Genomic DNA, 13,283 nt, shown 5'->3' on the forward strand with positions numbered 1-13,283 from the left:
CTTTCGCCAGCAAGCCCGCGCCACAGTTGATCTGCAGCGGGCCCACTGCTGTCATCTCCCCGACACATTCCTGCAATCACCCTTCGCTATACAGGTCGACTCGTTTCCATAACAAGGTCGTCCGCCATGCCCCCGTCGCCCCACCGCCTCGCACTCGCCATCACGTTATTGGCCAGCAGCCTCGCTGAAGCGGCGCCTGCGCCGACCAAAACCGTGCAGATCGACACGCCCACCACCGCGGGGCAAACCCTGACCGGCAACGATTCGTTGACCACCACTGCGCCGGGCAGCATCACCACCTCCGGCGTGGCCGTCACGCTCAAGGATGGCACCAGCGGGGCGGGCGTGGTGATCACCAACGCGGGCAAGCTGGTCTCAACCGGCGGGCGCGCAATCGACAGTTCGGGCACGCTCACCGGGGCGCGCAACTACAGCGTCTACAACCTCGCGGGCGGTGTAATCCAGGGCGCCAATGACGCGCTGCGCATCAACAGCAACTTTGCCAGCGGCCGTTTGTTGATCGACAACAGCGGCACCCTTCGCTCGGCCACCGGCCAAGGGCTGGACCTGGATGCGATCCGCAGCACCAACGTGACGACCACGATCATCAACCGCGCCGGTGGGTTGATTCGTGGCGATGCCAGTGACGGCATGAAGACCGGCGCCAATGCAAACATTACCAACTATGGCGAGATCTCCACCGGCGACACGTTCTCGCGCGATGACAAATTCGACGGCGTCGATATCGATTCCGCCACCGGTGTGACGGTGACCAACTACGGCCTGATTTCTGGCGGTCGCCATGGCATCACCACCGACCTGGGTGCGTCGCTGACCAACTACGGCACGGTGATTGGCCGCAACGGCTCGGGCTTTGGCTCCGACGGCGACGGCACGGTGATCAACCACGGCACCATCACCGGCGCCTTCTCCGGGTTGCAGCCGGACGGCGACGGCGATGGCGTGGACATCGACAAAATCGCGCATATCGAAAACTACGGCATCATCCAGGGCATCGGTGCCGGCGGTGTCGACAAAAATGGTTTTGCCAACGGCAGCGAAGGCATCGCCCTGGGCGGCGGTTATGTGTACAACGCCAAGGGTGCGCTGGTCAGCGGCGCCAACAACGCGATCCTGGTGGACGACGGTAGCGACGGCCCGGGCGTTGCCGCGACCACACTGGAAAACCACGGCGTCATTCAGGGTCTGAATGGCTTTGGCGTGAAGTTTGTCGGCAACTTTGCCGACACCGTGATCAACGGCGGCACCATCAGCGGCAGCAATGGCCTGGCTGTGGATCTGGGCGGCGGTGATGACACGCTGGTGTTGCTCAGTGGCAGCCGCTTTATCGGCCTGGTGGATGGCGGCGCCGGTTATGACCGGCTGAGCCTGGATGATGCTGCAGGCGGCAGTTTCGGTAACAGCCGCAATTTTGAATGGCTGGCCGTGAAGCAAGGCACCTGGACCCTCACCGGCAGCGGCGATTTCAGCGACGGCGGCGAGATTTTCAGCGGTGCCAAACTGATCAACCAGGGCGGCATTGCCGGTAACGTGACAGTCGATGCCGGCGGCATCTACGCCGGAGGTGGCTCAGTGGGCAGCCTGGTGGTCAACGGCACGCTGCAAACCAATACGGCGCTGGGCACCGCCACCATCGCCCGCGACCTGACCATGGACAGCGGCTCGACCCTGGCCTATGGCGTGAATGCCGATGGCAGCAGCGCGCCGATCAAGGTCGGCGGCACGGCCAACCTCAATGGCGCGACCCTGGCAATCAACCCTGCCAGCGGCACGTATCCATGGCAGAGCCATTACACCGTGCTGCAAGCCGGCAGCATCAAGGGGCAATTCGGTACCGTCACCAGCGACTATGCATTCCTCACGCCGAGCCTGGATTACAGCCCTACCCAAGTCGGCCTGACGTACGCCCGTAACGACATTGCTTTCAATCAGTTCGCCACTACCGGCAACGGCGCCAGTGCGGCCAACAGCCTGGCAGGTCTGGGCACCCACAATCCGCTGTATAACGCCCTGCTCTCCACCACCACCGCCACCGCCGGTGCAGCCATCGAGCAATTGGCCGGCAGCAGCACTGCCAACCTCACTGGCGCCACCCTCGGCGCCAGCGCCCAGGTAGGCAACAGCATGCTTGCGGCGATGCATCAATTGGGCGGCGGCGCGGGCTTGATGGTCGGGCTTGATCAGCGCGACACCCCAGTGCTCGCCGCCAGCGGCGTACCCAGCGATGCGCGCAACCTCAATGACCCGAACGCGCGTGGCCGCCTATGGCTGCAGGGCATCGGCAGCTACGGCAAGCTTGATGGCGAGCACGGCAGCAACGGCCTGACCCAACGCACCAAAGGCACAGTGCTTGGGGCCGATTGGGCGCTCGACAGCGACTGGCGCGTGGGTTTGCTGGGCGGTTATTCGAAGACCGACCTGGACACCACCGGCGTGGACGGCAGCGTCGACAGCTGGCACGCCGGCGTCTACGCCATGCGCCAGAGTGGGCCTCTGGCCTTGCGCCTGGGCGCGGCTTACAGCGGGCACCAGGGCGACAGTAAACGCACGGTGGCCTTCAACGGTTTCAACGACCGCCCCAAAGGCGACTATGACGCCAACAGCCAGCAGGCCTTTGCCGAACTCGGTTACGCCATGGGCAGCGGCCACCTGAGTGCCGAGCCATTCGCCAACCTCGGCTACCAGCGCTACCAGCGTGACAGCTACAACGAAAAAGGCGGTGCCGCCGCACTGCATGTCGACGGTCAGACCCAGGACAATTTCAGCAGCACATTCGGTTTGCGTCTGGCGCACCTGAGCCAACTGGACAACGGCATCAGCCTCACGCCCCGTGTCAGCGCCGGCTGGAAGCACACTTACGGCGATGTCGACAGCAGCACGCGCCAGGCTTTCCTGGCCGGCGGCACAGCGTTCAATGTCGAAGGCAGCGCCCTGGACCGCAACAGCCTGCTACTCGAAGCCGGGCTGGACGTAGGCTTGTCGGCGCGCCATAGCCTGGGCCTGGGCTACACCGGCGAGATCGGCAGCAACAGCCGCAATCACGCGTTGGTCGGCCAATGGCAGATGAGTTTTTAATCGCTCAGCACTAAAGACAACTCCCGCGAATCAGGGGTCGGTAGCCTGACAGTTATCGCCCCGTCATCTCGCTAAATTTCCGGCCTCTTATTCCATGAGGCTGGATTTACATGTCACTTGCACAAAAACAGTTCGCTATAGCCCTTACCCTCATGCTGGTGGTCACAGCTGCTCCGTTTGCACAGGCGCAGAGGAACATGGAGCACGACAGCGACTGGCTTAACGAGATCCCTCTGGGCGATCAGCCCGCCGTGGACGACCGCGCGCCTCCCGCGCCTGCCGATGAGTTTTACCTCGTCGAGCATGCCACCACCCATAACGGCAAACAGGCGGCAATCATGCTTGATTACGCTATTGATCACCTGTTGGAGTCCGGCGCGTTGAGCAAGCGCGAACAGGACGCACTCGAGCACCTGGGCAGTTACCTGGGCAGCCTGGCGCCAGGCAACGTCGGCGCGGTGCTTGAGCAATTGGCGGGCAGCCAGCATGCCAACCTGGGCACCGCCACCCAAGACAGCCTGAAACAGCTGAACGCCAACCTGCTGTCGGCGATCCGCGAACTGAGCGGCCAGACACGCGAAGACGCTCGGGTGTGGTTCAACGGCCTGGGCAACAGCGGCAAGCTCGACGACCACCGCGGCAGCGCCGGTTTGCAACAGCGCACACAAGGCCTGATGGTCGGCGCCGACTGGTCGGTGGACACCGCCTGGCGCTTGGGCGTAATGGGGGCCAAGTCAGGCAGCAACCTGAACGCCAAACGTTTCAAGGCCGAACTGGAAAGCTGGCACCTGGGCGCCTACGCCTTGCGCCAGGACGGCCCGCTGGCACTGCACCTGGGGGCGATTTACAGCCACCACGATGGGCGAAATAAACGCAGCGTCGACGTCGACTTCCTCAACTTGCGCGACCAACTCAAGGGCAAGTACAGCGCTCAAAGCCAGAACGCATTCGCCGAGTTGGGCTATCAACTGGGCGGTGCCGCAATCAGCATCGAGCCCTTTGCCGGCCTCGGTTGGCAGCGCTATCACCGCGACAGCTTCACCGAAAAAGGTGGCGTGACAGCCCTTAACGTCGGCGAACAAACCCAGCAGAACCTGAACAGCACTTTCGGCCTGCGCCTGTCGAGCCTGTATGCCCTGGGCAATCAGATGATCCTCAACCCCCACTTGAGTACACACTGGCAGCACCTCTATGGCGACGTCAGCAGTACGCTTCGCCAATCTTCGGCGTGGGATAAACGCGATGATTTCGACAGCGGCTTCACCCTCAAAGGCACCGCCCTGGACCGCAACAGCCTGGGCCTGCGCGCCGGTCTCGACCTTGCACTGTCGCCCCAACACACGCTGGGCCTGACCTACACCGCTGACGTTGGCAGCAACAGCCGCCATCAGGGGTTGATGGGCCAATGGGCCATGGGCTTTTGACCCACGCTTTATTTCAGGCGAAAAAAAAGGGGGGCACCTGCCCCCCCGAGGATTAAGCGGTTGTCTTGAAGGCTGTGACTCAGCCTTCGATTTCAATCAGGATTTCGCCAGGGTTGACCCGGTCGCCCTTGGCCACATGAACGGCGGAAACTTTGCCGGCAATCGCGGCCTGCACTTCGGTTTCCATCTTCATGGCTTCGGTAATCAGCACGGCCTGGCCGGCTTTGACCACGTCGCCTTCCTTGACCAGTACGTCGACGATATTGCCCGGCATCGCCGTGCTGACATGGCCCGGCTCGGTCGCGTGCTTGCGCTTGCTGCCGCCGCTGCTGACGAACTCGTTGAGCGGTTCGAACACCACTTCTTCGGGCATGCCGTCGATGGACAGGTAGAAGTGGCGCTTGCCTTCGGCCTTGACGCCGACACCGGTGATGTCGACGCGGTAGCTTTCGCCGTGCACGTCGATCACGAACTCGGTCGGCACGCCTTCGCCACCGGCACGCGCTACGCCGCCGGCCTCAGGAATCGGCAACAACACTTCCGGGCTCAAGGTGCCGGCGTCACGCTCCTCGAGGAACTTGCGCCCGATGTCCGGGAACATCGCGTAGGTCAGCACGTCTTCTTCGGACTTGGCCAACGCGCCGATTTCGCCGCGCAGCTTGGTCATTTCCGGCTTGAGCAGGTCGGCCGGGCGGTGGTCGATCACTTCTTCGCTGCCGATGGCCTGGCGGCGCAGTTTTTCATTCAGCGTGCCCGGCGCTTTGCCGTAGCCGCCTTGCAGGTAGAGCTTCACTTCATTGGTGATGGTCTTGTAGCGCTCGCCGGCCAGCACGTTGAAGAACGCCTGGGTGCCGACGATCTGCGAGGTCGGAGTCACCAGCGGCGGGAAACCGAGGTCTTCACGCACGCGCGGGATTTCGGCCAGCACTTCGCTCATGCGGTTGAGTGCGCCCTGCTCTTTCAACTGGTTGGCCAGGTTGGAAATCATCCCGCCCGGCACCTGGTTGACTTGTACGCGGGTGTCGACGGCGGTGAATTCGCTTTCGAACTGGTGGTATTTCTTACGCACGGCGTAGAAATACAGGCCGATTTCCTGCAGCAGTTCCAGGTCGAGGCCGGTGTCGAATTCGCTGCCTTTGAGGGCGGCAACCATCGACTCGGTGCCTGGGTGGCTGGTGCCCCAGGCGAAGCTGGAGATGGCGGTGTCGATGTGATCGGCGCCGTTTTCGATGGCCTTGAGTTGGCACATCGCGGCCAAACCCGCCGTGTCGTGAGAGTGGATAAAGATCGGCAGGCTCTGCTCGGCTTTGAGTGCCTTGACCAGCTCGCCCGTGGCGTACGGCGTCAGCAGGCCGGCCATGTCTTTGATGGCGACCGAGTCGCAGCCCATCGCTTCCATTTGCTTGGCCTGGGCCACAAACGCGTCGATGGTGTGCACCGGGCTGGTGGTGTAGGCGATGGTGCCCTGGGCATGCTTGCCGGCGGCTTTCACCGCTTCGATGGCCACGCGCAGGTTACGCACGTCGTTCATCGCGTCGAAGATGCGGAACACGTCGATGCCATTCACCGCAGCCTTGGCGACGAAGGCTCTGACCACGTCGTCGCTGTAGTGGCGGTAGCCCAACAGGTTCTGGCCGCGCAGCAGCATTTGCAGGCGCGTGTTGGGCAACGCAGCGCGCAGTTTGCGCAGGCGCTCCCACGGGTCTTCCTTGAGAAAACGTACACAGGCGTCGAAGGTCGCGCCGCCCCAGACTTCCAGCGACCAGTAGCCGACTTTGTCGAGCTTGTCGCAGATCGGCAGCATGTCGTCGGTGCGCATGCGGGTCGCCAGCAACGATTGGTGGGCGTCGCGCAGGATGGTGTCGGTTACGAAGATCTTTTTAGTCATTGGAATATTCCTCACAGGCCTGCGTGGGCGGCAATGGCGGCGGCGATGGCCAGGGCCAGCTCTTCGGGTTTGCGCTTGATCGAGTAGTTGGTCAGCTCAGGGTGGCTTTCCACGAAACTGGTGTTGAACTGGCCGCTGCGGAATTCCGGGTTGCGCAGGATTTCCTGGTAGTAGGCGGCGGTGGTCTTCACGCCTTGCAGGCGCATGTCGTCCAGGGCACGCAGGCCACGGTCCATGGCTTCTTCCCAGGTCAACGCCCACACCACCAGTTTCAGGCACATGGAGTCGTAAAACGGAGGGATGGTGTAGCCGGTGTAGATCGCCGTGTCGGTGCGCACGCCGGGACCGCCGGGCGCGTAGTAACGGGTGATCTTGCCGAAGCTGGGCAGGAAGTTGTTCTTCGGGTCTTCGGCGTTGATGCGGAACTGCAACGCGAAACCACGGTGCTGGATGTCTTCCTGTTTCACCGACAGCGGCAGGCCCGAGGCGATGCGGATCTGCTCACGCACAATGTCGATGCCAGTGATTTCTTCGGTGATGGTGTGCTCAACCTGCACCCGGGTGTTCATCTCCATGAAGTACACCTCGCCCTCGGCGAGCAGAAACTCCACGGTGCCGGCGTTCTCGTAACCCACGGCCTTGGCGGCACGCACCGACAGGTCGCCGATGTAGGCGCGCTGTTCCGGGGTGAGCTGAGGGCTTGGAGCGATTTCGATGAGCTTCTGGTTGCGGCGCTGAATCGAGCAATCACGCTCGAACAGGTGCACCACGTTGCCAAAGCTGTCACCGAGGATTTGCGCTTCGATGTGCTTGGGATTGACGATGCATTTTTCCAGGAACACTTCCGCCGAACCGAAGGCCTTGGTGGCTTCGGAAATTACGCGGGGGAAGGCTTGTTCGAGTTCTTCGCGGCTGTTGCAGCGGCGGATACCACGACCGCCACCACCGGAGGTGGCTTTTAGCATCACCGGGTAACCAATGCGGTCGCCTTCGGTGAGGGCTTCGGCGATGTCGGCGACGTTGCCTTCGGTGCCGGGCGTCACCGGCACACCGGCCTTGATCATGCTGCGGCGCGCTTCGGTCTTGTCGCCCATGCGGCGAATCACTTCGGCCGACGGACCGATGAATTTGATCCCGCGTTCGGCGCAGATGTCTGCCAACTCGGCGTTTTCCGACAGGAAACCGTAGCCGGGGTGCAGCGCATCACAGCCGGTTTCCACGGCCAGGTTCACCAGCTTGCGCGGGTTCAGGTAGCCGGCCAGAGGCTCGGCACCAATGCTGTGGGCTTCGTCGGCACGTTTGACGTGCAACGCGTGGCGGTCGGCGTCCGAGTAAACCGCGACCGAGCGAATGCCCATCTCGGCGCAGGCACGCACGATTCGTACGGCAATCTCACCACGGTTGGCGATCAGGATCTTTTTTATCACTTGGAAATTCCCTTGAGCCGTTTGCTGCGTCTTCGACCGGTTGGATCCGAGTCGGCGCGTGACCAAATGTTTCATGACAGTCGCGAGACACACACTAGGCGCAACGGAGGATTAACAAAAATCAATAATTATTGGGTTGTGTATAAGTAAACACTTATAGTTGGCCGGACGGCCCGGGGCGAGAGGATTGAAATAATGCGTAAGTCATTGATGCGTATGACATTACGTCAGTTGCAGATTTTCAACGAAGTCTGTGATTTGCGCTCCTACAGCCGTGCCGCCGAGGAAATGTCCCTCACACAACCAGCCGTAAGCCTACAAATTCGTCAGCTGGAAGAGCTGATCGGCCAGCCGCTGTTCGATTACGTCGGCAAAAAGCTCTACATGACCGAGGCCGCCGAAGCCTTGCAACGCGCCAGCCGGGATATTTTCGGGCGCCTGGAAAACCTCGATATGCAGCTGTCGGACATGCAGGGCTCGCTGCAGGGCCAGTTGAAGCTGGCGATCGAATCGAGTGCCAAGTACTTCGTGCCACACCTGTTTGCCGCCTTCAAGCGCCAGCACCCGGAGGTGCAATTGCACCTGACAGTCGTCAATCGTGCCCAGGTGATTCGAAGGCTTTCAGACAACCGTGATGACTTGGTGATCATGTCCATGGTGCCCCAGGACATGGGCCTGGAATTCCTGCCGTTTTTGAACAACCCGATTGTCGCCGTGGCGCAGCCCGACCATCCCTTGAGCCTGCAAGGCCCGCTGCGTTTGCAGGACCTGGAACCGTACACGCTGCTGGTGCGCGAGCCGGGCTCCGGCACGCGACTGGCCTGCGAGGAGTACTTCAAGGAAAAACGCGTGCACTTCACCCAGACGGTGGAAGTGGCTTCGGCCGAGGCGCAGCGTGAGTGCGTGAACGCAGGGTTGGGCGTGGCGTTGCTGACGCGCCACGCGGTCAACCTGGAGCTGGCCACCGGCGGGCTCAAGGAGCTGCCGGTGGAAGAACTGCCGCTGTACCGCAGTTGGTGCCTGGTGCAGGCCAAGGCCAAGCGCCTGTCACCGGTGGCCCACGCGTTCCTGGGCTTTATCCGCAGCGAACGGGTGCAGATCAGCGCGTTGGCTGAGCGCTTCGCTGGGCAGCCGCGGGTGCCTGCCAATGGAGTTCCGGGTAGTCCGTGATGCTCTGGAGCAATTGGCGCTCTTCGCAACGGTCTTCGATTGCGCGACGAAACGCCATGCGGCGCTGGTCTTCTTGCTGACGACGGGTTTTGACGGTGCTGCTGTCTTCGTATTGCCGGGCCATGTTGAGTCTCCCAATGCGAGTACGGGGAGTTCAGGATGGGCGCGGCGGATGACGGTTTGGCGGCGTGGGGGTTACAGGACGATGAATATTCCGAAATTGAAGGAGATTGCCTGTAGGAGCTGGCTCCCTGCGATGCAAGCACCGCAGGTTTTCAGTTAAACCGAGGTGACGCTATCGCCGGCAAGCCAGCTCTCACATTTGACGGGGTGCGACCTTGAATCAGTCGTCGAGGGCTTTGACCGATTTTGGCGAGAGACGCAGGCTGCGCAAGCTGCGCTTCACGCTCTTGAGGTGGTTGACCAGGCTCGGGCCGCGCGCCATGGCCACGCCCATCGCCAGCACGTCGATCACCACCAGGTGGGCGATGCGCGAGGTCAGCGGGGTGTAGATTTCGGTGTCTTCGTGCACGTCGATCGCCAGGTTCACCGTCGACAGTTCCGCCAATGGCGTCTGGCTTGGGCACAGCGTGATCAGCGTCGCGCCGCTTTCACGCACCAGGTTGGCGGTGATCAGCAGGTCTTTTGAGCGACCGGACTGGGAGATGCAGATCGCCACATCCGTGGGCTTCAGCGTGACCGCCGACATCGCCTGCATGTGCGGATCGCTGTAAGCCGCTGCAGTGAGCAGCAGGCGGAAGAATTTGTGCTGGGCGTCGGCAGCAACGGCGCCCGACGCACCGAAGCCGTAAAATTCGACGCGCTGGGCCTGGGACATTGCGGTCACGGCCTTCTGCAATTCCACTGGGTCGAGTTTTTCTCGCACTTCCATCAGGGTGTGCAAGGTGGTGTCGAAGATTTTCAGGCTGTAGTCGGCGACGGAGTCGTCTTCGTGAATCGCAAACTGCCCAAAGCTCGCACCCGCCGCCAGGCTCTGGGCCAGCTTGAGCTTCAAGTCCTGAAACCCGGAGCAACCAATGGCACGGCAAAAACGCACGATGGTCGGCTCACTGATGCCCACGCTGTGGGCCAGGTCGGCCATGGAACTGTGCATCACGGCCGCAGGGTCAAGCAGCACGTGATCGGCAACCTTGAGTTCCGATTTGCGTAACAGGTGGCGCGACTGGGCGATATGTTGCAACAGGTTCAAAGGGCAGGACTCTTGTTATTGGCAGGCGCCAGGGATGTAGCAAGCTTGTAGTTATACTACAAGAATTGCCGTTTTGCCCGTCCGATGCATCACTAAATCGCCCTGATGCCCTTTGAATCAGCGGGCAGCCGCCGTGTAGCCACACAGGCGGCCTGGCCGTCTTTAAGGAAAGTCTGCATTTTTTCGTAACAAATCTGCCAGCGCCTTGGCCTCCACCGGCCGACTGATCAGATAGCCCTGCACTTCGTCACAGCGCTCCCCTCGCAGGAAATCCAGCTGCTGCTGATCTTCCACACCTTCGGCCACCACCTTGAGCGCCAGCCCATGGGCCATGGCAATGATTGCACGCGTAATCGCGGCGTCTTCGCGGCCCTGGCCCAGGCCGCGGATGAACGTCTGATCGATCTTCACGTAATCCACGGGGATGCGCTTGAGGTAGCTGAGGGACGAGTAGCCGGTGCCAAAGTCGTCAATGGCCAGCTTCACGCCCAGGTCGCGCAGTTGCTGGAAGGTGGCAATGATGTGCTCGACGCTGTCGAGCAGTTGGCTCTCGGTCAGTTCCAATTCGAGGTATTGCGGGTCAAGGCCGGTTTCTTCGAGCACTTGGCGCACCAGGCTGACCAACTTGCCCTGGCGCAACTGGTGCACGGAAAGGTTCACCGACACCCGAATCGGCGCCAACCCCTGGCGCTGCCATTCGCACGCTTGCCAACAGGCCTGGCGCAAGACGAATTCGCCCAGCGGCACGATCAGGCCTGTTTCTTCGGCCAGGCCAATAAAGTCCCCCGGCGGCACCATGCCCCACTGCGGATGCTCCCAGCGAATCAGCGCCTCGGCGGCATTCAGCTTGCCGGTGGCCAGGCACAGTTTGGGCTGATAGAACACCGTGAGCTGGCGCTCTTCGATGGCCTTGCGCAAGTGGTTCTCCAGCTGCAACCGCTCAAGCGTGCTGGCTTGCAGGCTGTCGGTGTAAAACTGGAAGTTGTTGCCGCCCAAGTGCTTGGCATGTTGCATGGCCATGTTGGACTGACTGACCAACGCGGAAATTTCCCGCGCATTATCCGGCAACAGGCTGACACCCATTGAGGCACTGACCACCAACTCATGCCCGTCTACCGTCACCGGCACCCGCAGCTTCGCCAGGAGCCGCGTGGCCACTCGCGCCAGGCTCGACAGGTTGCCGTAGGCGTCGAACAGCACGGCGAACTCATCGCCGGACAGACGCGCAATGGTGTCAGCCTCGGGCAACGCGTTGATCAAACGACGGGCCATTTTCTGTAACAGCTGGTCGGCGACTTCATGGCCCAGGCTGTCGTTCAGCAGCTTGAAGCGGTCGAGGTTGATATGCAGCAACGCCAGGCTACGCCCGCCCTGACGCACACGCGCATGGGCTTCGCGCAGTCGCTCGCGGAACAGTGAACGGTTGGCCAGGCCCGTCAACTCGTCATAGTGCGTGAGGTAGCGCATGCGCTCTTCGGACTCACGCCGCGCCGACAGATCGGCGAAGAAGCCCACAATGTGGCTGACGTTTCCGCGAACATCGCGCACCACGTTCAGCTGCAGCCATTGCGGGTACAGTTCGCCATTCTTGCGCGTTTCAACCAGTTCGCCCTGCCAGGTACCGTGGCTGAGCAGGGCCTGGCGAATCACCGGAAAGTGGCGACGCGCGTCACGGCTGCTGGGCAGTTCCACGACGTTGCGGCCGAGCATGTCGTCGATTTCAAAGCCGGTGACACGGCTGAAAGCCTGATTGACGGCGATCAGCGCATAGTTCGGGTCAAGAATCACGATGCCTTCGCTGGCCGCCTCGAACACGGTCGAGGCCAGCCGCTGCTGTTCTTCCAGGGCCTTGCCGGCGCTGATGTCGCGGCGGGTGCCGAGCATGCGCGTTACCCGGCCACTGGGCGAACGCTCTACGGCGCGGCCGCGGTCTTCGATCCAGACCCAATGACCGTCGCCGTGGCGCACGCGGTATTCAACCTGGTAATCCTCGGTGCGGCCTTTGAGATGCTCCACCAGTGCGCGCTTGAGCAGCGGCAAGTCGTCGGGGTGCAGGCGCGGCTTGAGGTGGCTGAGCATTGCCGTGACGTACTCGGGCTCCAGGCCGAACAACTCCTTGAGCTGAGTGTGATGGACTTCATCGGTCTGCAGGTTCCAGTCCCACAGCCCCAGTTCGCTGGCCTGCAGCGCCATGGCCAGGCGCGCTTCACTTTTGTTCAGGGCCAGGCTGGCGGCGTCCAGTTCCTGGTTGCGTTGCGCCACGCGGTCTTGCAGACCGATCTGGGCCTCGCGCAGGTCCTGTTCGACCTGGCGGCGCTGCTCGACTTCGCGCACCAATTCCTGATTCAACTGCTCGCTGCGCTGCTGCGCCTGCTGTAAATGCTCGATCAGCGCCTGGTTCTGAAAGCGTCGCAGCAGGCCACGCTGGATCAGGCGGTTAACCTGCCACGCCACCAGGCTCAGAGAGCCCAGCAGGATCAGGCCAAGCACGCCCCAACCTTGCTGTTGCGCCGTGCCGTTCCAAAACAGATAAAGGATGGCCGGCACCAGACACGGCACGGCAAAGGACAGGAACGCAGGCAGGCTCACGGCATAAGCCACGCTGGCCGACAGCGTTGCCGCGCCGATCAGGCCGAACACCCAGGCCTGCTGCATGAAGCTGTCCGCCGGCACCAGCGCAATGGCGGCGGTGGCTAACGTCAGGCCACTGACCGCCGAGCCGAGCATGAACATGCGCCGCCAGATCGGCTGGGCCTGGCGGCTGGGCATGGCCGAATCGAACGCCGCCACTTGAATGACGCGCAAGGCCACCAGGGCGAGCAGCCAGACCAGCCACACGCTGTCCAACAGATATTGCTTGGGGTTCCACAGCAACCAGGCGCAGACCAGGCCGTTCACCAACATCAATAAAGTCGGCAGCAATGAACCTTGGTAGAGCAGGCGAGTGCGTTCGACCGCCATCTCGGTTGCGTAATATTTACGGATGACGTGCACAGGCACCGCCGAGGGGCCGAACAGGTCGGGACTGAGAGTCATAGGCAGTGTTCTTATAATGGTGAGCCCGAAAC

General features: G+C 62.0%; 8 protein-coding genes. 3 read left to right on the forward strand and 5 right to left on the reverse strand.

Annotation, left to right across the window (positions count from 1 at the left end; genetic code table 11):
* The first annotated feature begins 126 nt into the window (after positions 1–126).
* The gene (locus C4J83_RS30010; protein ID WP_124418786.1) at positions 127–3,096 is read left to right on the forward strand and encodes an autotransporter outer membrane beta-barrel domain-containing protein; all 2,970 of its coding nucleotides are present in this window, start codon (positions 127–129) and stop codon (positions 3,094–3,096) included.
* A gap of 197 nt (positions 3,097–3,293) precedes the next feature.
* On the forward strand, positions 3,294–4,520 hold the full coding sequence (locus C4J83_RS30015) for an autotransporter outer membrane beta-barrel domain-containing protein (RefSeq protein ID WP_372239286.1): 1,227 nt from the start codon (positions 3,294–3,296) through the stop codon (positions 4,518–4,520).
* A 79-nt stretch (positions 4,521–4,599) separates the two neighbouring features.
* Here the strand turns inward: C4J83_RS30015 and oadA are convergent, their stop codons facing one another.
* Both oadA and C4J83_RS30025 read right to left on the reverse strand, forming a co-directional pair.
* Positions 4,600–6,408 (reverse strand): sodium-extruding oxaloacetate decarboxylase subunit alpha, encoded by a 1,809-nt coding sequence (oadA, locus tag C4J83_RS30020; RefSeq protein ID WP_124418788.1) that lies wholly within the window; start codon positions 6,406–6,408, stop codon positions 4,600–4,602.
* An 11-nt stretch (positions 6,409–6,419) separates the two neighbouring features.
* Positions 6,420–7,835 carry an acetyl-CoA carboxylase biotin carboxylase subunit gene (locus C4J83_RS30025; protein WP_003213442.1) on the reverse strand — a complete coding sequence of 472 codons (1,416 nt, stop codon included), beginning with the start codon at positions 7,833–7,835 and terminating at the stop codon, positions 6,420–6,422.
* A gap of 195 nt (positions 7,836–8,030) precedes the next feature.
* On the opposite strand from C4J83_RS30025, the gene C4J83_RS30030 reads away from it, so the two are divergent.
* Positions 8,031–9,005, forward strand: a complete 975-nt coding sequence (locus tag C4J83_RS30030) for a LysR family transcriptional regulator (RefSeq protein ID WP_124418789.1) — start codon at positions 8,031–8,033, stop codon at positions 9,003–9,005.
* On the opposite strand, the gene C4J83_RS30895 is transcribed toward C4J83_RS30030, so the two are convergent.
* The 3 genes from C4J83_RS30895 to C4J83_RS30045 all read right to left on the reverse strand — a co-directional run bounded on the left by C4J83_RS30895 (position 8,935) and on the right by C4J83_RS30045 (position 13,251).
* Positions 8,935–9,129: a PA3496 family putative envelope integrity protein gene (locus tag C4J83_RS30895; RefSeq protein ID WP_106575923.1), complete on the reverse strand. Its 195-nt coding sequence runs from the start codon at positions 9,127–9,129 to the stop codon at positions 8,935–8,937. The genes C4J83_RS30030 and C4J83_RS30895 overlap by 71 nt on opposite strands.
* A gap of 219 nt (positions 9,130–9,348) precedes the next feature.
* Positions 9,349–10,215: a transcriptional regulator HexR gene (gene hexR / locus C4J83_RS30040; protein WP_010168370.1), complete on the reverse strand. Its 867-nt coding sequence runs from the start codon at positions 10,213–10,215 to the stop codon at positions 9,349–9,351.
* A 162-nt stretch (positions 10,216–10,377) separates the two neighbouring features.
* Positions 10,378–13,251 (reverse strand): GGDEF domain-containing phosphodiesterase, encoded by a 2,874-nt coding sequence (locus C4J83_RS30045; RefSeq protein WP_124418790.1) that lies wholly within the window; start codon positions 13,249–13,251, stop codon positions 10,378–10,380.
* Positions 13,252–13,283 lie beyond the last annotated feature (32 nt).

It is taken from the genome of Pseudomonas sp. LBUM920 (assembly GCF_003852315.1).
Classification (GTDB): domain Bacteria; phylum Pseudomonadota; class Gammaproteobacteria; order Pseudomonadales; family Pseudomonadaceae; genus Aquipseudomonas.